We start from the raw sequence: 21,890 nt of genomic DNA on the forward strand, positions 1-21,890 counted from the left end.
ATAGAATTTGAGATTTCTGATCTCAAATTTTTACTTTTCAATAGAAAAACAAGCAATCTTGGGTCTTTGTATATTCCTGTATTTAATTTTCAAAGCTTAGTTTTGCATATATTTTTTTTCCTGTGGCAGATTCAGACCCCAACACCATTATTGCAAAACCAGATCCATTCGCAGCCTTGCGATATAAAGAATTTAGATCATTCCTGGGTATGCGGTTCTTTTTTACGCTTGCTTATCAAATGCAGGCTGTTGTTATCGGTTATCATATTTACGATTTAACACACGATCCATTAAAACTCGGTTTAGTTGGATTATGCGAAGCCATTCCGGCTATTGGGATTGCACTGTATGGCGGCTACATTGCCGATAAAAGTGAAAAACGTGGGTTGTTAATCAAGATATTTTCAGGTGTTTGGCTGGCTTCGGTTTTAATGCTGATCATTACCAGTAAATATCTTCACCTCCAGGAAGACCTCATTGTACTCATCATGTACGGATTGGTTTTCTGCATCGGCTTAGCCAGAGGATTTTTTGGCCCGGCAACATTTTCTTTAATGGCCAAAATTGTACCGAAAGAGTTGTACCCAAATTCGAGTACCTGGAACAGTAGCAGCTGGCAACTGGCCACCATTATTGGCCCATTAGTTGGGGGGCTGGTAAATTGGTTATGGGGAATAACAGCAGCATATAGTGTAATTGTAGGGCTTGTTACCATATCATTGATCTGTATATTTACTTTCAAAAAGCATCCAGCCACATATGTGCCTACTCAGAATATATTTCATAGTTTAAAAGAAGGAATCCAGTTTGTTTTTAAAACAAAGATGATGGTATGGGCAATGAGCCTAGATCTGTTTTCTGTCTTTTTTGGTGGGGCAGTAGCCTTGTTGCCCATGTTTGCCAAAGATGTTTTTCATTTAGGCTCATTTGGATTAGGTATGATGCGCGGTGCAGCATCTTCGGGCGCTGTAATTACCATGCTGGCCATGACCCGCTTTTCGCCAATGGGAAAACCTTGGCGTAACCTATTAATCGCAGTAACTGGATTTGGCCTCAGCATTATTTGCTATGGTTTATCTAAAAATTTCTATTTAACATTATTCTTTTTGTTCCTGGAAGGGTCATTTGATAGCGTAAGTGTAATCATCAGACAAACAATTATGCAATTGCTTACCCCCGATGAAATGCGAGGACGGGTTTCGGCGGTAAACAGTATGTTTATTGGTTCATCAAATGAGATTGGCGAATTCGAGTCGGGTTTAACTGCTAAGCTGATGAAGCTAGTCCCTGCAGTTGTGTTTGGAGGAAGTATGACGATAGCTATAGCAGGTATTACCTGGTTTAAAACACGATCTTTAACCAAGTTGAGTTTGCAGGATATTAATGAACAGACTACTAAAGTTGCTTAGTTGCTAAAAAGCTCTCAACTTTAATAGTGAGTTTGCCTGAAAGTTGACAGTTCTCAAATTTAATCAACCGGGATCATCATGCAGAATTTATTTTTCAGCTATTTTTATTGCAATAATTAGGGCATGCCCCTAATCCCGATGAATCGGGAAAGGGTCAGGCTATCCGTTACAATCTTTGAAGAAAAATTAAAAAAGGATTTCCACTGCTATCCGTCATGCGAACCCATCGCATTCCTTTCATGTGCTTAATTTTTGTGGTGTCTTTGTTTCTTCTTGATTAAAAACAAACATGGTCCATGCGGACACGGACCATATTGAAATCAAAACTTTTTATTCTTACCCCACATCAGGTAAATAATCGAACCCAAAAATGGAGCAAGCAAGATAATGATGAACCACAATACTTTTACACTGAAGGCCATGGAGCTGTTTCTGGAAATGTGGTAAAGGGCTATCAAGATTAAAACCAACCATAAAACGGCAGGTATAATCACGAAAAGTGCCACCTGATTGCTGTTAATTTCTGCTAATAACATTTAAATAAATTTTAATTACTTAAACTTCAACAACTCTTTCACCAATTTGTTGGCGCCACATGGCTTGATATAAACCATTTTGTGCAATTAGTTCTTCATGTCTTCCCTGCTCAATAATATGGCCTTTTTCTAACACATAAATTTTATCAGCATGTTTTATGGTCGATAAACGGTGGGCAATCAAAATGGTAATGTGATCGGTTAAATCAGAAACCGAACGGATGGTTTTGGTAATTTCTTCTTCTGTAATCGAATCTAATGATGATGTAGCTTCATCAAAAACCAAAATATCTGGCTGACGGAGTAGTGCCCTCGCAATCGATAAGCGTTGTTTCTCTCCTCCCGAAACCTTAACACCACCTTCGCCAATTAACGAATCTAAACCCTTATCGGCACGGGCTAAAAGTGTTTGGCAAGCAGCCTGGTTTAATACCTTATAACACTCTTCATCGGTGGCGTTAGGGTTAACAAATAAGAGGTTTTCTCTTATCGTACCCGAGAATAACTGGGTATCTTGTGTTACGAAACCGATTTTCTCGCGTAAAGCATCAAGATCGATATCGTTACTTGGAATACCGTTGTATAAAATCTCACCATCTTTTGCCGGATATAAACCTACCAATAGTTTCACCAGTGTACTTTTCCCAGAACCCGATGGACCAACAAAAGCGATAGTTTGTCCGTTATAGGTTTTGAAGGAAATATTTTCTAATGCATTTCTATTAGCCGTTAAGTGCTTAAAACCAACATTGCTAAAGGTTAAATCTTTAATTTTTGCGATCGAAGTTGGATTCTCTGGTTTTTTATCAATAGGTGTACTTAAAATCTTTTTGAAATTACCTAACGAAACTTCTGCCTCACGCCAGGTTAAAATTACATTGCCCAGCTCCTGTAGTGGTCCGAAAAGGAAGAACGAGTAAAAAAGAAAAGAAAAATACTGTCCGGCCGAAATGGTATTGTCGAAAATAAGCAAAAGCAAAACCAGCACCATTGTACTGCGGACCAGGTTAACTGTAGTACCCTGAACAAAACTCATGCTGCGTACATACTTCACTTTTTTAAGCTCTAAGCCTAGGATTTTATAAGTAGTTTTATTTAATCGATCAATTTCCTGGTCGGCCAAACCTAAACTCTTAACCAGTTCGATATTTCTTAATGATTCGGTTGTAGAACCTGCCAAAGCAGTAGTTTCGCCAACAATAGAGCGTTGTATGGTTTTAATTTTGCGACTTAAAAACCAGCTCACAAAACTGATGATCGGAATGGCTGAGAAATAAACTAAAGTAACTTTGTAGCTTACTGAAACTGAATATACGATCACGAAGATCATTCCGATTAAACTTACAAAAAGGATGCTGATAAAGGCAGTGATAAACTTCTCTGAATCTAATCGTACTTTTTGTAAAATACCCAAAGTTTCGCCACTGCGCTGATCTTCGAAAACCTGATATGGCAATTTTAAAGAATGCTGCAAACCATCGGCATACATTTTTGCCCCAACCTTTTGAACGATTACACTAGTGAAATAGTCCTGAAAGTTTTTAGCAATACGTGAAACCATTGCAGCGCCGATAGCCAGGCCTATTAAACCCAGCGAACCCCAAAGATATTGGCTATAGGTTAACGAATCTTTTTTGTTGATAAAACGGTCTAAAATCCGACCAGTGATATATGGATCTAAAAGCGAAAAACCAATATTTATGCCTGCCAGCAATAGCGCTAAGGCCACAATCCACTTGTGATGCTTCAGGTAGTTAAGTAATAATCCCATTAAGTTTTGTTGTTTATATTACAAACATAAAAAAAGGGAACGGATAAAAATCCATTCCCTTTTTTTATGACTTTAAGCTAAGAAAGTTAGCTAAACGCTATTAAAATCCGTAACGTAAACCGATTTGTATCTGCCAAGGGTTGCCACTTGGAGTAACGATACCAGTATTGTTTACACGATAGTTAAACTGGCGCGTTGTAGTATTGTAATTTGGTACAGCCGGAGATATTTCTACGCCATTTGCATCTTTTACTGCAGGTATACCAATTGCATATAGTGCTTGTGTTCCTAAAGTTTCATTTACGCCCCATTTTTTCTTAAGTAAATTGGCGAAATTGAAAATATCCACTGATAACTCAACGGCGTGGGTCTTATATAGTTTAACCTTTTTGCTCACTCTTAAATCTACAGTGCCAAAAAAACCATTGATACCACCGTTACGTTCTGCTATTTGTCCATCATATTTTAATACGTAATCTTTTAAACTTTGGCTCACATTCGGGTTATCCAAAAATGCCTGTAAACCTGTGCGTACATTTTGAGGAACGTTAGGGTTATTTCTATCAAATATGAAAGCTAAATCATTAGTAGTAACAAAATCACCATTATTATTAGCTCCAGATAATAAGCTATAGCGCGTTCCACCTATGCCCGAATATCTAACTCCAACAGTAACGCCCCAAAATGTTGGCAATGTACCATAAATCACAACTTTATTTCGGAACTGATTATCTGAATAGGTAACATTACTTAAATCTCTCGGGTCGCTTGGAACAGGTAATGATAAGGTCGCCGAATTGGCTACGTTACCATTAAATGAAGTATTGTCTTTGGTATCATTCCAGGTATAGCTGGCTGATATTTGACCATCTTTAAAATATTGCCAGGTCGCATCAAGAACAACGGCAAACTGATTTACTTTTCCCTTGCTATTCAATTCTAAAACCCGACCAAATTGAGTTGTATTTAATCTTCCTGTTTTCCAATCGGCAACTCCGTTTGCAGGTATCGAAGGAACAAATACACCTCTATTTGCTTCATTGGTTAATGTAAAATATGGTGTGGCAGCCATATTTCTATCGGCATAAAAATAATTATTACGGCCAAGTGTTGCATAACCTGTAATGCCAACCTTTAATCTGTCGGTAATTATTTTGCTGTACGATAAGTTGGCTTTATAGACTACAGGTACCTTTGCATCTTCAGCATAGGTATTAATGGTTTGAACTTGTGCCGCTGGTAGCGATGGTGTAGCAACTGTACCGTTTCTGTAACCAATAAAATCAGGGGTAGGTACGCCTGTATTTATAACATCTAAAGTTCCATAGTGTTTTCCATCAAACGTTAGGTTGTTAATGGTTACATAATTGTTTACATCCGATCCAAAAATACCAGCACCAAACCTAACAAAATCAGTTCTATTTTCATTAATATCCCAATCTAACTGTATTCTTGGCTGAACTAAGAATTGTTTTAATTCATTATCGGTTCTTACACCAATCGCATCAAGGAGTTGTTGGTTTAATGGCGATTTAGGATAAGCGCTGTAATCTAAACGGATACCGGCGGTTAAGTCCAACCCTTTGGCCAGTTTAGTCTGCATCTGTCCGTAAATAGCACTGTTCCAGATGTTTCCCATCACCGAGGGATCACTCATTAACGGTACTTCACGGTAAAATCTATTTGGTATTAGGTTATTAAAATTTTGTAATGATGTTTGCGCTGAAGCACCAGACCCACTATTTGTAAATTCGAAACGACCATTAACCTCGCTTCCATAAAGTGATTTGGCACGTGTGTACATTACATCAAAACCGAAAGTATATTTAATTTTATCGGTGTTGTAATAAAAATTGTCAACCAATTGGAATACATTATTGGTAAAACCCTCTTGGCCAAAACGGTGACCACCAATTTGAATTGCTGTTGATACCGGCGAACCATTAGGTAATGTTGAGGTTACATTTCCTACAACCGCTCTTGGTATAGCACTTGTTAATTGATCATTTTGCGTACTTGCCTGAAAAGTGTATAAGTGCTGAAATTTTAATTCGTTAGTGATTTTACTGCTGATGGTTGAGCGTAAGGTTGCCAATAAGCTATTATCTACGTTTTTGTCGTTACCATAACTTTCATAAAAGTTAATAGCAGTATTATCAGCCAAACCTAGTGGATTTCTATCGTTGGTGTAATTATCGCGAATGGTTAACAGGTTTCTATCGTTAATTTGCCAATCTAAGCGGGCAAATGCAGCATCAGTACCTCTTTTCTTAGGGAAAGACCCATACTGAGGGCTGTTTGCTACGCCATATTTTGTTCTGGCTGTGCCGAGAAACTCCTCTAATGTACTATTGGTAATTTTATATCTGGCTATATCTGCATCATTATTTATTTGTGCAATAAGTAATGGGCGGGCATCTCTTTGATGATCCCATCCCACAAAATAATGTAATTTATCTTTAATGATTGGCCCTCCCAGGGTAAATCCATACTGGTAGGTAGAAAAATCATTGGTTCTTTTTGCGCCGGCAATATCATATTTGCTTGATAACCAATCTGCTCGATTGTAAACAAAAGCACTTCCGCTTACAGTGTTGGTACCTGATTTGGTTACTGCCGTTACCGTACCACCGCCGGCCCTACCTAAAGTAACATCGTACTGGTTGGTTACCACTTTAAACTCGCGTACAACGTCCATAGATATTGAATATGGTGCACCACTACGACTGGTTGTACTACCAGAAGATGTTGGGTTTTTTGCATTCATTCCATCAATAGTATAATTGGTTGATGAACCTAACTGTCCTGAAATGTTGCCCCCCCTGCTTAATGGCGATAGATCCATCAAATTAGAAAAATTACGGCCATTAACAGGTAATTGTGTCATTGTTTTAGCTGAAATCTCCGTTGATGCGCCAAAGTTTTTAACTTTATTCTTTAGCCCGGATGCTACAACCTCAACAGCTTCAAGATTTTGAGATGTCTCTTGCATGGTAATAGCTATTTTAACCACATCACCCAGGTTTAGCATATATCCGCTTCTGCTTTGCTCCCCAAAACCTACATAAACGGCTTTAACCGTGTACGGACCACCTAAAGGAAGCTCTTTGAAGGTGTATTCGCCTTGAGCATTAGTAGACGTTCTAGTGGTAAAACCGGTTGAGTTGTTTTTGATCTGTACAGAAACACCAGGGATGGGTTTCTTTTGCTGATCGGTAATTACACCTGAAATAGATGCCTGGGTTGTTTGTGCTATTACCGTATTATGGATACAGCAAAACAGCAGCAACACTGCAATAAGTAAATTTTTCATCATCGTTTGTTTTCTGATTTTTTTATGATGACAAAGATGTTACTGTAGTGTTAAGGGAATTAGGGTTTTATATTACTAAATAGTTTACAAAACTCAAATGTTAAGAAAAATCACATTCGAGTGTGTATTACTACTCTAGATACTTAAAAAAATCCGTAAAGCATTTTACAGCTCTACGGATTTTTGAATTTTAAAAAGAGACAGTTAACTAATTAAACTTAAATCTATTTTTTCTCAGCAGTGTATTTATCGCTGAACTTCTTGTCCAACTGTTTATGTAAATTGTCCAGGTTGATATCTCTGCCTTGAATAAAAGCCTGCTCTACTTTATTGGTGCGCATATCCAGAGCATCGCCTGCAGAAATAAAGAAAGTAGCATCTTTGCCAATCTCAATACTGCCTGTAGTTTTATCAACACCCATCGCTTTGGCCGCATTTAAGGTAATGGTTGATAATGCTTTTTCTTTATCTAAGCCCCAGGCCGTAACTGTACCCGCCATAAAAGGCAGGTTACGTTGTTGCCAGTAACCATCAATACTTAATACCACATTTAAGCCTGCATTGGCCAATACCGCCGCATTTTTGTAAGGCATATTCACGTCATCATCATTATTATTGGGTAAAGCATGAGGCTGTTTCACCACCAGGGTAATGTTGTTTTCTTTTAAGAAATCGATAATCAGGTAAGCTTCATCAGCACCTGTGATTACCGGAGTGATCCCGAATTTCTTGGCGAAATTAACTGCCGCCACGATATCCTTCTGGCTATCGGCCGAGATAAATAATTTTTCGCTGCCGGCAAATACTTTCTTCATCGCCTCGAAACGGGTATTAATTACTTCTGGTTTACCCATTTCCGAATAGGCTTTTGCCTCGGCAAAGAAAGAAGTTAACTGTGCAATGGCTGCTTGCGTTCTTTCGGCTAGGCTTTCTGGCGATTGTTGCGGTCTGCCGAAACCACCAAATCCGCCCCTGAAACGTGGAGTAACGGGCCAGGTCATGTGCATGGCATCGTCGGTTTTAAGGGCAGCATCTTCCCAGTTCCAGGCATCAAGCTGAACTACCGATGAACTGCCCGAAACAGTACCGCCCTGTGGTGTTGGCTGCGCGATTAAAATTCCATTGCTGCGTAAAGTAGCCGGAACTTTCGAATCAGTATTGTAAGCCACTATAGAACGAATGTGCGAATTAAAATCGCCAATCTCCTGAAAATCCAATGTTGCTTTCACCGCTTCAATTTCTGTTAAACCTAAATTGGTGGTTGCAGCAATAAAGCCAGGGTAAATGTGTTTGCCTGTAGCCACAATGCGTATTACATCATCTTGCGGCACCTGTCCGTTAGCTGTAACAGAGATAATTTTTCCGTTGCCAAAAAGGATGGTTCCGTTTTCGATCACCGTTCCATTGCCAATATGTACGGTAGCACCCGTAATGGCGATGGTTTTGCTTTGTTTTTTAGCTGGCGATATGTTTGCCTGCGCAAAACACATCAGGCTTGTTGCTGATAAAGCCAGACTGAGTATATATTTTTTAGTGTTAGTGTGCATGTTCTTTCTCGGTTAATTCTGCTGAATAGTTTTCTAAAGTTTCGCAATTGTACAGGCGTGGTGCATCACCCAACGGGCGTTGTGTACGGCTGCCTTTACTTTTGCTCTCTAACATCTTTTGGATCAAGCGTGCTTTTTCTGTCTGTTGGGCTTTGATTACCTGAGCATCTTTCTCAATATCCCAGTAGGCAATACCATCTACAAAAGTTTTTTCTGCCCTGGCATAAATAGAAAGTGGATTGGCAGTCCAGATTACCACATCGGCATCTTTACCCGCTTTTAAACTGCCCACCTTATCGTCAATGTGCAGCATTTTTGCCGGGTTTAAGGTTACAAACTTAAAAGCATCTTCTTCCGGAACGTTACCGTATAAAACTGATTTTCCTGCTTCCTGGTTTAAGTGGCGGGCCATTTCGGCATCATCAGAGTTGAAAGCAGTTGTTACGCCAACATTATGCATGATTTTTCCGTTGTAAGGGATGGCTTCGGCCACTTCGTTTTTATAAGCCCACCAATCAGAAAAGGTAGAACCCGCAATGCCGTGTGCTTTCATTTTATCGGCCACTTTATAGCCTTCTAAAATGTGCGTAAAAGTATTGATCTTGAAGCCTAAGCTATCAGCCACATGAATTAACATATTAATTTCGCTCTGCACATAAGAGTGGCAGGTAATGAAACGTTTGTTGTTCAAAATTTCCACAATAGCATCCAATTCTAAATCTTTACGTACACTGTTGCCTTTAACTGATAGTGCTTTTTCATATTCTTTTGCACGGGTAAATTCATCCACAAAAGTTTGTTCAACACCCATACGTGTAACCGGGAAACGGGCACCTGTACCGAAATTACTTTGTTTCACGTTTTCGCCCAAAGCAAATTTGATGAAACCATCCGCACCTGCAAATTTCAGTTCTTCTGGCGATTTTCCCCAGCGCAGTTTAATCAATTGCGATTGGCCACCGATCGGATTGGCCGACCCGTGCAAAATTTGTGAAGTGGTTACACCACCGGCCAACTGACGATAAATGTTTACATCTTCGGAGTTGAGAATGTCGGCAACGCGTACTTCAGCAGAAACCGATTGTGCACCTTCGTTAATACCGCCTGCACCTGCAATATGCGAGTGCTCATCAATAATACCAGCGGTTACGTGCTTACCAGTAGCATCAATCACTTTAGCCCCACTTGCCGAAAGGTTTTTACCAACAGCTTTAATTTTTCCGTTTTCTAAAAGTACATCGGCATTTTGGAGGATTCCGTCTTTTTCGTTCGTCCAAACGGTGCCGTTTTTAATTAAAACCGTTTCTTGTTTAGGCAGTTCAGCATTTCCAAAGGCTGAGAAAGGATAAATTACCGGACCCATGGCCAAAGTGCTTTTTGGCTCTTCTTTTTTAGGTGTTTCTTTTGCGGCTTCTTTATAAGTTGCTGTAAACTTTCCCGTAGTACCATCAGCCAGAGCCGATTCGCCTTTGATGGTAACTGGATTTGCCGAAGTAAGGTAACCGCTTAAACGGATATCACCCTTAGGGTTTTTCTTTAAGTTGAAATTGATACTTACCCAATCGCCATTCCTGGTAAAGGTTGCTGTGGTTTTAACACTATCTACACCAATTCTTTCTATTGCAGCTATAGATCCGCCACCCGTTCCGGTAATTTTTAGGGTTAAAGCACCAATACCGTCAACGTTTAAGCTGTAAGTGCCACGCACATCGCTCACATCCATTTTATTTACAATAAAACGTTTACCTTGTACCCAGTTTTCGAAAATAATGTTTCCGTTTTTGAACAGGTTATCAGATGAGATTAAAAAGTTGGCTACTTTTCCTTTTTCTAATGAGCCAACTTTATCGCTGATGCCCAGAAGTGAAGCAGGGATTTCGGTAACCGATTGTAAAGCTTGTTTTTCGGTCAAGCCATTTTCTATCGCCGTGCGGAGATTAGCCCAAAAATCGCGACTGTTTTCTAAGCCAAATGCCGTTAGGGCAAATTTAATGCCTGCTTTCTCCAAGCTGGCCGGATTAGTTGGTGCCAGTTCCCAGCCTTTCATTTGTGATAAACTTACATTTCTGGCTTCTGCAGGATCTTCAACATCATATGCTTTAGGGAAAGTTAAAGGGATAATTAAACTTGCGCCTGTAGCTTTAACCTCATTTATGCGTTGGTATTCATCGCCGGTAGATTTAATGATGTATTTCTTGCCAAATTCTTTTCCGATTTTATCAGCACGCAGAATGTTCTGCCACCCATCTACTTCAAAAATCTGCGGCATGGTTTGTTGCTTGCCAAATTCGTCTAGCGAGATGTTGTACTCATCTTTTTGTTTGCCATACCATTGTGCATCGTAATAGGTTTGGCGCAATAAAGCAATCGAACCCATTAATGAGGTTGGGTAATCGTTTGATGAAGTTCCTTTATTAAACGAATAATTTGCTGCGGTCTGGTCCTTTAAAAATACACTGTTATCTGCACCTTCGTTTAAAGTTACTGCGGCCGAAACGCCACGCGCTATACCATCGCGATTAATTACGTTCACACTGCCAAAGCCTACTTTACGCAGTTCATCAGCTTTTTTGCTATCAGTAGAAAAAATGCTTTTTACATAAGTTTCAGGTCGGATAGATTCGTTCCAGCCGTAAGCACCTTTTTTGGTTGATATGAAAATAGATTGGCGCTGACCACCGAAACCGCGTTGTTGCACAGGTACTTCGGTAAGTCCATAGCTGCTAAAGGCATCAACTAGTGATGGATAAACAAATTTTCCTTTAAGGTCGATCACAACATAACCTTTAGGCACGGCTAAGCCGGCACCAACACCTTGTATAGTTTGTCCTTTGATTAAAAGTGTGGCATTTGTTAAGGTTTGATTGGCATTAACTACTATGGTTGCATTGGTAAAGGCAAACATTCCAGGTCTGGTATCAAAAGAACCATTAACAGGAAAGGAGCTTTGCTGTGCAAACAGAAATGTAGTAGAAAATACCAGCCCAATGGCGAGTAAAATTTTCTTCATAATAAGTTTAGGGTTTAATTTGTTTAAAACTAATATAAATAAGCGTTCAATCTGTTGAATATCCTATTTTTTACAATTAATGTCTATTTTTGAATCATAGAAATTTATTGATATGAACGATATTTTAAAAAGTGCTCACTCTGGATGGCGCTATGTGGTTTTTCTTTTGCTAATTATTGCCGTTGTTAAGGCTTTGTCTGGTTGGTTTGGTAGTAAAACCTATACTGAAGGCGATAGAAAGTTAAATGTTTTCACGCTTATTAGCGCACACATTCAGTTATTGATTGGTTTGGTGCTATATTTTAGCGAAGGCTGGTATAAGTTAAGCAGTGCAGGTGCACCTGCAGTACGTTATTTTAAAATGGAGCACATCAGTATGATGATAATCGCCATTATTTTAATTACAGTGGGTAATGCTAAATCGAAAAAAGTTGCTGATGCAGTTGCAAAACACCGGACCATTTCGGTTTTCTTTGGCTTAGCGCTGATTTTGATCATCATAACTATACTGTTAATGGTAAAAGAAGTTCCAGGTAGATCGTTCTTTGGGGTTTCATAGTTAACCGCAAAGCACGCAAAGCACGCAAAGTTTTTCGCAAAGAGGCGCAGAGCCATTTATTTTTTGATCTTAGTCTTGGTGTACTTTGCGTTTTCACTCTGTATACTTTGCGGTTAACAGATATTTATTTTCATATTTATTTCCATTTTTCAAAATTCTTTATATTTTTGTTGCTCATGATCAACAATATACATACATGGCTTTGGCAAAGTAATTCGAACGAATTGCGCTGGCTGCGTATGAACAAAATATAGTTTATCAACCTAAACCTTATTAAAGAACCATTAAAGCCCGGCGTAGAACCACACGCCGGGCTTTTTATTGTTAAAAAATACGAAATGCAAACCTTAAGCCCTATAGCTTACACCATTTACCTTTATCATGTATAAAATTAATACGACTTACAAAAAAATGCTTGCTGATACCACAACACCAGTGAGCATTTATTTACGCTTACGTGATGTGTATCCCAACAGTATCCTGTTAGAAAGTTCTGATTACCACAGTCGCGAAAACTCTATGAGTTTTGTGTGTGCCGATCCGGTTGCCGGAATTATTTTAAAGGGATCAAGATTGGAGACTTATTTCCCGGATGGCGCTGTAGAGATTACCGAAAGTGAAAACCTGATTGAAGAAATTGCCGATTTTAAGGATAAATTCAGAGAAACTGAACTACCCGAGATCAAATTTATTTCGAGCGGCCTGTTTGGCTATTTTACCTGGAATGCAGTGCAGCATTTTGAAGATATAAAGTTTACTTCTGAAACTCCTGAGGGTGAAGAAATTCCAGAAATGCAGTACCATTTGTATCGCTATATTATCGCCATCGATCACTTCAAAAATGAAATTACTTTATTCAAAAATACTTTTGAAGGAGAAGAAGAGGGGGGGCTTGAAAAAATGGAATACCTGATCCAGAATAAAAATTATCCTGAATATAAGTTTCAACTTCGTGGTGAGGAAAGTTCAAACCTAACCGATCAGGGTTTTATGGACTTGGTAGAGAAACTGCAAAAGCATATTTATCGTGGAGATGTTTTTCAGATTGTACCATCAAGAGCATTTAAGCAAGCATTTTCTGGTGATGAATTTAATGTATACCGTTGCCTGCGTTCGATAAACCCATCACCTTACCTCTTTTATTTTGATTACGGGAATTTTAAATTGTTCGGTTCTTCTCCAGAGGCGCAGATTACGATCAAAAACAATTCGGCAAACATTTTTCCAATTGCCGGAACATTTAAGCGCAGCGGAAACGACATTGAAGATGCTGAACAGGCCCGTAAATTAGAACAAGACCCAAAAGAAAGTGCAGAACATGTAATGCTGGTAGATTTGGCCAGAAACGATTTAAGCAGGCACTGTAACCGCGTTGAAGTAAAATCTTTTAAAGAAGTGCAGTACTATTCGCACCTGATCCATCTGGTAAGTAAGGTGAGTGGCCATTTGCAGGAAAACGTAAGTGCTTTTAAAGTAGTGGCCGATACCTATCCGGCGGGTACCTTAAGTGGTGCACCAAAATACAAAGCCATGCAGTTGATCGATGAAAACGAAAAGCTGGGCAGAAATTTTTATGCGGGTGCAATTGGTTTTATGGGCTTCAATGAAGATTTTAATCATGCCATTATGATCAGAACTTTTATGAGCAAGAACAACGAACTGCATTATCGTGCAGGCGCAGGTATTGTGGCCGATTCTGTTCCCGAAACTGAAATGCAGGAGGTGAACAATAAAATTGCAGCCTTGCGTAAAGCGGTGCAAATGGCAGAGCAAATCTAGTTTGGAGTTGAGGGTTTTTAGTTTGGAGTAAAATCCACTAGTAAGAAATATAATGGAAAATATAAATAAGAAAACGGTATTAGTAATTGATAACTACGATAGTTTTACCTACAACCTGGTGCATTTAATTAACGAGGTAGGTTACGAAGCAGAAGTTTGGAGAAATGATAAATTTGATCTGGCCGACGTAGAAAAGTATGATAAAATTTTACTTTCTCCAGGCCCGGGCATACCGGAAGAGGCTGGTTTGTTATTGGATGTAATTAAAACCTATGCGGCAACGAAGAGTATCTTTGGCGTATGTTTAGGCCAGCAGGCCATAGCCGAAGTTTTTGGTGGCACTTTATTGAACTTGGGCAGACCAATGCACGGAATTGCTACACCGGTAACGGTAGTAGATGGCGACGAGCCTTTGTTCTGGGAATGCCCGCAAACCATCAATGTTGGCCGCTACCACAGTTGGGTTGTGAGTAAAGATAATTTCCCTACTTGTTTAAAAATTACAGCCAGAGATCATAAGAATGAGATCATGGCGTTAAGACATGAAACATTGGATGTGCGCGGCGTACAGTTTCATCCTGAAAGTGTGCTAACAGAGTATGGCAAACAGATGATGGAGAATTGGTTGACGTCGACCCCCTAGCACTTTATTCATCCGGTCGTCATCCTGAGCTTGATTCAGGATCTTACTGGGATTAGTTAACTTTTAGATGCTGAAACAAATCCGATAGCTATCGGATCAGCATGACGGATTAATAAAAATGAACATATTAGATAAAATCGTATTACGCAAAAAAGAAGAAGTTGCCGCTGCAAAAGCCTTGGTTTCTGTTCAGGATTTAGAAAATTCGGTACATTTTAACCGAACGCCTTATTCTTTTAAAGAGTTTCTATTGGCCGAAGACCGTACCGGCATTATTGCAGAATTTAAACGCCGCTCGCCATCTAAAGGTTTAATTAACGGTATTGCTGATGTTGCGGAGGTAACGCAGGCTTATAATGCAGCCGGCGCATCTGCACTTTCAGTATTAACGGATGTAGATTTCTTTGGCGGTAAAACCGACGATATCCTGGCGGCAAGGGCTACAAATCATATTCCGATCTTGAGAAAAGATTTTATGATTGATGAGTATCAGATTCTGGAAGCAAAGGCCTGGGGTGCTGATATTATTCTGTTGATTGCCTCGATATTAACACCTCAACAGATTAACGATTTCGGAAAGTTTGCCAAAGGTTTAGGGTTAAATGTACTGTTAGAAGTGCATAACCTGGAAGAGCTGGAGCGAAGTATCTGTCCGAATCTGGATGCCATTGGTGTAAACAATAGAAACCTGGGCGATTTTACGGTAGATATCCAGACTTCGTTCGATTTAGTAAATAAAATTCCAAATGAATTTTTAAAGATTTCGGAAAGCGCGATCAGTAATCCACAAACGATTAAGGAGCTAAAAGTAGCAGGTTTTAACGGGTTCTTAATTGGCGAGAATTTTATGAAGACCGATAATCCAGGAACTGCTATTAGGGAATTTGTAACGCAGCTATAGCTATTTATAAACTCCGCAGGTTTTAAAAAACTGCGAGGTTTGGTTGGGCGCAAATTTCGTATCTTTGTATTAATTACATGGGAAAACAAAAATTTTATGATACTGCCATTGTGCAGGAGCGGGCAATTTTAGTTGGAGTGGTTACGCCAGGCGAAAAAGAAGCCCAAACAAAAGAATATTTAGATGAGCTGGCCTTTTTGGTAGATACAGCAGGAGGGAAGGTAGAGCACGTTTTTACACAAAAAATGCTTAAACCAGAGCGTGCTACATTTGTGGGTACGGGAAAGCTGGAAGAGATAAAAGCTTATGTAAAATCAGAAGAAATTGATGTGGTGGTTTTCGACGATGAATTATCACCGTCGCAGCTGCGTAACATCGATCGTGAGCTTGGGGTTAAGGTTTTGGATCGAAGCAATCTAATCCTCGATATTTTTGCCAACAGGGCCCAAACTGCACAGGCAAAAACACAGGTAGAACTGGCACAACTACAATATGTTCTACCACGCTTAACCGGTATGTGGACACACTTGGAACGCCAGAAAGGTGGTATCGGGATGCGCGGTCCGGGTGAAACGCAGATTGAGAGCGATAGACGGATCATTTTAAATAAAATCTCTTTGCTAAAAGAGCGTTTAAGGAATATAGACCGGCAGAACGAAACACAGCGTAAAAACCGTGGTCAGTTAATTCGGGTAGCTTTGGTTGGTTATACCAATGTTGGTAAATCTACCATCATGAATATGCTGTCGAAATCGGAAGTATTTGCCGAGAATAAACTATTTGCAACTTTAGATACGACTGTTCGTAAAGTGGTGATCGAGAATTTACCTTTTTTGCTTTCAGATACCGTTGGGTTTATCCGCAAACTGCCTCACCACTTGGTAGAATGTTTTAAATCTACTTTAGATGAAGTACGTGAAGCTGATTTATTGATCCACGTGGTAGATGTTTCGCATCCTAATTTCGAAGATCAGATTAATACGGTTAACGAAACGCTGAAAGATATTGGTGCGATTGATAAGGATATGATTTTAGTTTTTAATAAAATTGATGCCTATGTTTCGCCTGAAGTTGACGATGAAGAGGATGATGGCAAGCTTACTTTAGAAGATTTTAAGAAAAGCTGGATGAGCCACGATAAAGTACCTGTATTATTTATATCGGCAACAGAAAAAGAAAACTTAGAAGAGTTTAAAACATTATTGTACGATAAGGTTAAAGCTGCACACGTGGCAAGATACCCGTATGATAGTAATTTATTATATTAGATTAAATTCCGTCATTGCGGTGCGAAAATAAACCTTGTAGGTTTTTAAAACCGATAAGGTTTCATCATAAAGGCGATAGATAAATACATTATGGAAAGTAAACGTCAGCAGAAATTTGCAGGAGTATTACAAGAGGAGTTAGCACAGGTTTTTCAGCGGGAAGGTGCTGCGTTTTTGCCTAATACATTGGTAACCATTACGCGTGTTCGGGTTTCGCCCGATTTGGCAGTGGCCAAAGTTTACCTAAGCTTTTTAAACACCAATAACACCACGCTTTCTATTAATACTGTTAATGCACATTCAGGCGAAATCAGGTATAAATTGGGAAGCAGAATCCGTCATCAGGTAAGAGTGGTACCAGAGCTTACTTTTTTTGTAGATGATACTAATGAATACGTAGAACGTATGGACCATCTTTTCGATAAGATTGCTAAAGAACCCAGACAGAAGGACGAAGACAGTGAATAATCTTTGTGAGGAAGCTAAGGGAACCCGTTAATTTCTTCACTCATTTTATACCGGCATTAATTGCAATTCCGGCAGGCTATATATTGCTTCAAAAATGCAATACGCCTATTGAATATACTGCCGCATGGATTTATAGTATTGGCACTTTTATCCTTTTTGGCGTAAGTGCCATGTATCATGGTTATCCGGCTACCGATTATGGTGTACGCTTTTGGCAAAAATTCGATCATTGCTGCATCTACCTTATGATAGCAGGCTCTTACTCACCAACTGCTTTGCTGGTTTTTGATGGCTGGTTAAGGTGGAGTTTATTTGCCATTGTATGGATGATCGCTATAATAGGTTGCCTGCTTAAAATCTTTAACCGATTAAAGAGCACCGCTATATCTTTGGCTATTTATATTTTAATGGGCTGCTTAATTGTGCCTTTGTTGCAGAAAATGCTAGGTACACTACCTATTGGCGCAATTTTCTGGTTACTGTTTGGGGGCGTTTTTTACATCGGTGGAACTTATTATTATGCAAAAGATAAACAGCTGTTTAGGTGGATGCATAGCCATGAGCTTTGGCACCTGTTTGTAATTGGCGGAGCTTTAGCGCACTACATTTATAATTTCGTATACATCTTTAAATAGCTACAGATGCAAACTTTCGATCAGGTTATTCAATCAAATGCTGCTTTGATCCAAAAAGTTGTCGATTTTGATGTAAAACACGATCGGCTTTTGCCTTTGGATTTTACAGTGGCGAATACGGAATTAACAGATGAAATTTTAGATAATACTGATCTGTTTTCAAACTGGGTTAACGAAAAGCTAGCTAAAAACAATGCCCGTTACGGAATTGGCGGATATAATGAACACCGCACCATTTATTCGCGGAGCGTACATTTTGATACAGAAGAAGAACCGCGCAGGCTACATTTAGGTGTAGATATCTGGGGACCAGTTGGAACACCTATCTACAATTTTTACGACGCCACTGTTCAAAGCTTTGCCAATAACAACAATTTTGGTGATTATGGCGCAACAATCATCCTGGCCTACGAAATAGATGGATTTAAGTTTAATGCATTATACGGGCATTTAAGTCTGGCATCGTTAAATGGCTTAAAAGAAGGGAAATTTATTCCTGCCGGGGCTAAAATTGCAGTATTGGGAGCAAAGGAAGAGAACGGTAACTGGCCGCCACATCTTCATTTCCAATTGATCAAAAATATGGAAGGATTAAAAGGCGATTACCCTGGGGTTTGCAGGTTAAGTGAGCGCGAAAAATATCTGGTCAATTGTCCCAACCCGAATTTGATTTTAAAAACTACATTCTTTTAACCGCAAAGAAAGTAAGGAATGCGCAAAGTTTATCAACCTAACTTACGGATCGTAATACTTGTTTTTGGCGCTATGTTCTATACGATCGTCATGCTGAATTTATTTTAGCATCTTTCCTGTTATTAAGACCCTGAAATAAATTACCTTCGGTGAGCTCGCTGAGGCTTGGTTCAGGGTGATGGCATTAAACCAAAAATCGCTCTCTTTCTCTGCGAAAAACTTTGCGTTCTTTGCGGTTAAACCTGAATAAACCGTAAATTAGTACAATGAAAAACCTGCTCACCTTTTGTTTGCTTTTCTGCTACTCCTTGGTCATGGGGCAGGTTCAGTTTAAATCGGGTAAAAGCGGTTTTACCAATTTCTTAAGGGAAAATACCATCTATCCCCAGTTTTCGAAAGATAATTGTATCCAGGGAACCGTAAACGTGAGTTTTAAGCTCAATAACCAGGGTAAGGTTTATTTTTCGAAAATTAGTAAAGGAATATTGTCTGACCTGGATGAAGAAGCTTTGCGATTGGTACGTTTAAGCAGCGGTAAATGGCAGATTCCTGCGGGTTACGATACAACAGTTTCGATTGTTGCTCCGGTTAATTTTAAACTTTCGGGCTATAATTGTGAAGGCAAATCAAGTGAGGCCATTCAAGAAGCGATCCGTACTTATCTGGCTGAAGAAGGCTTGACCAACTCTGTTATTAATTTTTATAAAAACATCGATCAGGCTAAACCCGGACAGGAAGTTCAGATTATAGCCATTAAAAACCAACTGGGAATTGATGATGAATATTTGGACGACCGAATCAAAATGGGTTTAAAAAAAATAAAACAGGGCGATAAACAAGGTGCCTGTGAGGATTTTTTATTTGTTAAATATATGGGCAGTAAAAAGGCTGATGATTATTTAGCAAAGTATTGTAAGTAAATGAAGAATACCACCCGATTTTTTGCCTTATTAGATATCATCAGTATCGTTTTGTTAGCCAAACAATTTTGGCAGATTTTAACGCATTTAAACGAAATTCCCGATCAGGTACTTTCGCAGGCCAAAGTGGTATTACTACTGCCGTTATTCGTTTCGCTGTTTATCTCAGCAGCTGGTTTATTACTGAACAAGAAATTTGGATTTATCACCTATTATATTCAATTTCCGTTCCGTTTGGTGGTATGGGTATTTTCTATTGGCTTTATTACCTATTTACCAGAAGCGTTAAACCTCGGCGAACGGTGGTTCGATATCTTATTCCGCATCTGTTTTATTGCCGAGTTTTTCAGGCTGTATTTTACAATTAAAATTCATCGTTCATCTTTCTAGTACATCAGGTAAAACTACTGTTATGGCGGCAGGAAGGATTTTTGCTTCAACAGTGTTCACCCTGCCAATATATTCCCCATCAATCTGGAAGTGTGCTTTATGTTTCGAAGAAATCTTAACCTCAGCAGTTTGAAATACTTCTATTTTTTTAGGGTTGAAGGGAAGTTTGGTGACCCATATCTTTAATATTTCAAGGTAAGAGTAATCTTTTACCAAAACCACTTCGAACAGATCGTCGTCTAATTTTCCGTCAGGGTTTATCTTTAGCCCAGAGCCGTACATGGTTGCGTTTGCAATAGCCACCATTGCCGCTTTAGAAGTGATTGTTTCATCTTTAAGTTTCAATTGCACGTCCATTCTACTATGGTTCCATAAGGCATGCCAGGTGGCCTTTGCATAGCCCAACATACCGCGTTGGGGTTGGGCATCAAATTTCTTTACCAGATAGGCATTAAAACCCAGATCAGATAAGTGGATACAGATCTCATTGTTAAGTTTAACCACATGAATTTTTTGCAAACGGCCTTCATCCAAAATGGCTAAAGCCTGTTTAATATCGGTGGGTATGCCTAATTCTTTCGCCATTCCATTGGCCGATCCGGCAGGGATTATGCCAATAGGGGTTTCGGTATGCAACAAACACTCGGCAACCAGTTTTAAGGTCCCATCGCCCCCCACCGCTACCACGCGATCTGCTTTTGCATTTTTAATCCTTTCTTTTATCTGCTCTAAAGAGCAGTCTTCTGGTAATTCGAAAAGATCTATCTCTGTTTCTTTTGTATCGAAATGGGTGGAAATTACTTCCTTCAAGTTAATGTCATGACTGCCTGAGCCTGGATTGATGATGAATAATAATTTCATGTGTTACCTTATGGTTTACATCACAAACAACTTTTAATAAACTCTGTTTTAATACAGATGAATAAATCTGTTAGTGTTAAGGTATATCATGGCTATGGCCACACACACAATTTGGTTGTTTATGGTCATGTTTTTAAACGCAAGGCAAAAACACAGCAGGTTTACAGCAATAATCTGTTTGTTAATATCGTACATCTTTTAAAACTCTTTATCTTAAAACCTTATGCTTTTGTTGAGGTGCGTTTGCAATTTTTTGATCAGACGATTTACAATAAAACCGAAGGAGATGGCTTTTTTAAGTTCGAATGGAAAGCCGAAAATGATGTGCCTGCAGGCTGGCATTTTGTTAAAGTAGAAGCTATTGATAAGAACGGAAAAGTTTTAAGTGCGGGAGAGGGTAAGGTATATGTACCACATATTACACAATATGCTTTTATATCGGATGTGGATGATACCGTGATGATTTCTCATTCGGCAACTATTGGACGGCGGTTAAGAGAGCTGTTTATCAAGAATCCGCATACCCGCAAAACCTTTCCTGATGCAGCCAGTCATTATCAGCAATTGGCCATGTCGCATACCGAAGCAAATCAGCCCAATCCTTTTTTTTATGTAAGCAGCAGCGAATGGAATCTCTACGATTACTTGGTGGAGACTTTTAGGTTTAACAAGTTGCCTGACGGTGCTTTTCTTTTAAATACATTAAAACGGTGGAAAGATTTAGCCAGAACAGGTAAAACAGGGCATGAGGGGAAATTATTGCGGGTAATGCGAATTTTGGACGCTTTCCCCAACCAGAAATTTGTTTTCTTTGGCGACAACTCGCAGCATGACCCGGAAATTTATTCTACAATAGTAGAGAAGTATCCAAAAAATATCGAAGCGGTATACATCCGTAATATTCGTTCTGAAAAAGAAGTAGAAACAAGACAATGGCTTAAAAAAGTTGAAGATAAAGGGGTAAGGGCTTGTTTATTTAATAGTAGTGAAGAAGCGATTGAACATTCTAAATCAATAGGATTGATCTAATAGTTTTTGGAGCGCAAGGGTTGTGCTCATCGGTTTCGACAATCCCGCTTTTCTTCCTGCCCCGATGTAATATCGTGGGCATCCATTCAATCGGGGCTAGGTATAATGTTTTTTGCTAATGGGAACAGGCCACAGTTCAATAAACCCGACAGTAGCGA

General features: G+C 39.3%; 18 protein-coding genes. 12 read left to right on the plus strand and 6 right to left on the minus strand.

Going from position 1 to position 21,890, the window contains the following annotated elements; translation table 11 throughout:
* Positions 1-122: 122 nt before the first annotated feature.
* Complete coding sequence (locus FHT21_RS18305; RefSeq protein WP_223833476.1) at positions 123-1,409, plus strand: MFS transporter; 1,287 nt, start codon at positions 123-125, stop codon at positions 1,407-1,409.
* A gap of 320 nt (positions 1,410-1,729) precedes the next feature.
* Here FHT21_RS18305 and FHT21_RS18310 read toward each other — a convergent pair whose 3' ends face one another.
* The 5 genes from FHT21_RS18310 to FHT21_RS18330 form a co-directional block, all read right to left on the minus strand.
* Positions 1,730-1,945, minus strand: coding sequence for a PLDc N-terminal domain-containing protein (locus FHT21_RS18310; RefSeq protein WP_167296185.1), 216 nt, complete (start codon positions 1,943-1,945; stop codon positions 1,730-1,732).
* A gap of 19 nt (positions 1,946-1,964) precedes the next feature.
* Positions 1,965-3,716, minus strand: a complete 1,752-nt coding sequence (locus FHT21_RS18315) for an ABC transporter ATP-binding protein (protein WP_167296186.1) — start codon at positions 3,714-3,716, stop codon at positions 1,965-1,967.
* Between the two features lie 100 nt (positions 3,717-3,816).
* Positions 3,817-7,032 carry a carboxypeptidase regulatory-like domain-containing protein gene (locus tag FHT21_RS18320; RefSeq protein WP_167296187.1) on the minus strand — a complete coding sequence of 1,072 codons (3,216 nt, stop codon included), beginning with the start codon at positions 7,030-7,032 and terminating at the stop codon, positions 3,817-3,819.
* A gap of 221 nt (positions 7,033-7,253) precedes the next feature.
* Positions 7,254-8,576, minus strand: a complete 1,323-nt coding sequence (locus FHT21_RS18325) for an amidohydrolase family protein (RefSeq protein WP_208398981.1) — start codon at positions 8,574-8,576, stop codon at positions 7,254-7,256.
* On the minus strand, positions 8,566-11,586 hold the full coding sequence (locus tag FHT21_RS18330) for an amidohydrolase family protein (RefSeq protein ID WP_167296188.1): 3,021 nt from the start codon (positions 11,584-11,586) through the stop codon (positions 8,566-8,568). The genes FHT21_RS18325 and FHT21_RS18330 overlap by 11 nt, the downstream gene beginning before the upstream one ends.
* A 112-nt stretch (positions 11,587-11,698) precedes the next feature.
* Here FHT21_RS18330 and FHT21_RS18335 point away from each other — a divergent pair, with 112 nt between their 5' ends.
* The 10 genes from FHT21_RS18335 to FHT21_RS18380 all read left to right on the plus strand — a co-directional run bounded on the left by FHT21_RS18335 (position 11,699) and on the right by FHT21_RS18380 (position 19,842).
* A complete protein-coding gene (locus tag FHT21_RS18335) occupies positions 11,699-12,145 on the plus strand; it encodes a cytochrome B (RefSeq protein ID WP_167296189.1) in 447 nt (148 codons plus the stop codon).
* 381 nt (positions 12,146-12,526) lie between these two features.
* A complete protein-coding gene (locus FHT21_RS18340) occupies positions 12,527-13,924 on the plus strand; it encodes an anthranilate synthase component I family protein (RefSeq protein ID WP_208398982.1) in 1,398 nt (465 codons plus the stop codon).
* A 52-nt stretch (positions 13,925-13,976) separates the two neighbouring features.
* Positions 13,977-14,567, plus strand: coding sequence for an aminodeoxychorismate/anthranilate synthase component II (locus FHT21_RS18345; protein WP_167296190.1), 591 nt, complete (start codon positions 13,977-13,979; stop codon positions 14,565-14,567).
* Between the two features lie 118 nt (positions 14,568-14,685).
* Positions 14,686-15,468 carry an indole-3-glycerol phosphate synthase TrpC gene (trpC, locus tag FHT21_RS18350; protein WP_167296191.1) on the plus strand — a complete coding sequence of 261 codons (783 nt, stop codon included), beginning with the start codon at positions 14,686-14,688 and terminating at the stop codon, positions 15,466-15,468.
* A gap of 77 nt (positions 15,469-15,545) precedes the next feature.
* Positions 15,546-16,736: a GTPase HflX gene (gene hflX / locus FHT21_RS18355; RefSeq protein ID WP_167296192.1), complete on the plus strand. Its 1,191-nt coding sequence runs from the start codon at positions 15,546-15,548 to the stop codon at positions 16,734-16,736.
* Positions 16,737-16,826: 90 nt separating this feature from the next.
* Complete coding sequence (gene rbfA, locus FHT21_RS18360; protein ID WP_167296193.1) at positions 16,827-17,204, plus strand: 30S ribosome-binding factor RbfA; 378 nt, start codon at positions 16,827-16,829, stop codon at positions 17,202-17,204.
* 5 nt (positions 17,205-17,209) lie between these two features.
* Positions 17,210-17,839: a hemolysin III family protein gene (locus FHT21_RS18365; protein WP_167296194.1), complete on the plus strand. Its 630-nt coding sequence runs from the start codon at positions 17,210-17,212 to the stop codon at positions 17,837-17,839.
* A gap of 6 nt (positions 17,840-17,845) precedes the next feature.
* Entirely contained in the window at positions 17,846-18,532 is a 687-nt protein-coding gene (locus tag FHT21_RS18370; RefSeq protein ID WP_167296195.1) for a peptidoglycan DD-metalloendopeptidase family protein, read from the plus strand.
* Between the two features lie 266 nt (positions 18,533-18,798).
* A complete protein-coding gene (locus tag FHT21_RS18375; RefSeq protein WP_167296196.1) occupies positions 18,799-19,452 on the plus strand; it encodes a TonB family protein in 654 nt (217 codons plus the stop codon).
* The gene (locus tag FHT21_RS18380) at positions 19,453-19,842 is read left to right on the plus strand and encodes a hypothetical protein (protein WP_167296197.1); all 390 of its coding nucleotides are present in this window, start codon (positions 19,453-19,455) and stop codon (positions 19,840-19,842) included. It abuts the gene before it with no gap.
* Here FHT21_RS18380 and FHT21_RS18385 read toward each other — a convergent pair.
* The gene (locus tag FHT21_RS18385) at positions 19,831-20,703 is read right to left on the minus strand and encodes a YegS/Rv2252/BmrU family lipid kinase (RefSeq protein WP_167296198.1); all 873 of its coding nucleotides are present in this window, start codon (positions 20,701-20,703) and stop codon (positions 19,831-19,833) included. The genes FHT21_RS18380 and FHT21_RS18385 overlap by 12 nt on opposite strands.
* Before the next feature lie 57 nt (positions 20,704-20,760).
* Between FHT21_RS18385 and FHT21_RS18390 the strand changes: the two genes are divergently transcribed.
* Complete coding sequence (locus tag FHT21_RS18390; RefSeq protein ID WP_167296199.1) at positions 20,761-21,732, plus strand: phosphatase domain-containing protein; 972 nt, start codon at positions 20,761-20,763, stop codon at positions 21,730-21,732.
* The last annotated feature ends 158 nt before the right edge of the window (positions 21,733-21,890 follow it).

Origin of the sequence: Pedobacter sp. SG908, from assembly GCF_011759615.1 — a bacterium.
GTDB classification, from domain to species: domain Bacteria; phylum Bacteroidota; class Bacteroidia; order Sphingobacteriales; family Sphingobacteriaceae; genus Pedobacter; species Pedobacter riviphilus.

Bases quoted from the DNA above. Each gene is read 5' to 3' on its own strand.
- FHT21_RS18310 (WP_167296185.1), bottom strand. From the start codon at position 1,945: ATGTTATTAGCAGAAATTAACAGCAATCAGGTGGCACTTTTCGTGATT.
- FHT21_RS18315 (WP_167296186.1), bottom strand. From the start codon at position 3,716: ATGGGATTATTACTTAACTACCTGAAGCATCACAAGTGGATTGTGGCC.
- FHT21_RS18320 (WP_167296187.1), bottom strand. From the start codon at position 7,032: ATGATGAAAAATTTACTTATTGCAGTGTTGCTGCTGTTTTGCTGTATC.
- FHT21_RS18325 (WP_208398981.1), bottom strand. From the start codon at position 8,576: ATGCACACTAACACTAAAAAATATATACTCAGTCTGGCTTTATCAGCA.
- FHT21_RS18330 (WP_167296188.1), bottom strand. From the start codon at position 11,586: ATGAAGAAAATTTTACTCGCCATTGGGCTGGTATTTTCTACTACATTT.
- FHT21_RS18335 (WP_167296189.1), top strand. From the start codon at position 11,699: ATGAACGATATTTTAAAAAGTGCTCACTCTGGATGGCGCTATGTGGTT.
- FHT21_RS18340 (WP_208398982.1), top strand. From the start codon at position 12,527: ATGTATAAAATTAATACGACTTACAAAAAAATGCTTGCTGATACCACA.
- FHT21_RS18345 (WP_167296190.1), top strand. From the start codon at position 13,977: ATGGAAAATATAAATAAGAAAACGGTATTAGTAATTGATAACTACGAT.
- trpC (WP_167296191.1), top strand. From the start codon at position 14,686: ATGAACATATTAGATAAAATCGTATTACGCAAAAAAGAAGAAGTTGCC.
- hflX (WP_167296192.1), top strand. From the start codon at position 15,546: ATGGGAAAACAAAAATTTTATGATACTGCCATTGTGCAGGAGCGGGCA.
- rbfA (WP_167296193.1), top strand. From the start codon at position 16,827: ATGGAAAGTAAACGTCAGCAGAAATTTGCAGGAGTATTACAAGAGGAG.
- FHT21_RS18370 (WP_167296195.1), top strand. From the start codon at position 17,846: ATGCAAACTTTCGATCAGGTTATTCAATCAAATGCTGCTTTGATCCAA.
- FHT21_RS18375 (WP_167296196.1), top strand. From the start codon at position 18,799: ATGAAAAACCTGCTCACCTTTTGTTTGCTTTTCTGCTACTCCTTGGTC.
- FHT21_RS18380 (WP_167296197.1), top strand. From the start codon at position 19,453: ATGAAGAATACCACCCGATTTTTTGCCTTATTAGATATCATCAGTATC.
- FHT21_RS18385 (WP_167296198.1), bottom strand. From the start codon at position 20,703: ATGAAATTATTATTCATCATCAATCCAGGCTCAGGCAGTCATGACATT.
- FHT21_RS18390 (WP_167296199.1), top strand. From the start codon at position 20,761: ATGAATAAATCTGTTAGTGTTAAGGTATATCATGGCTATGGCCACACA.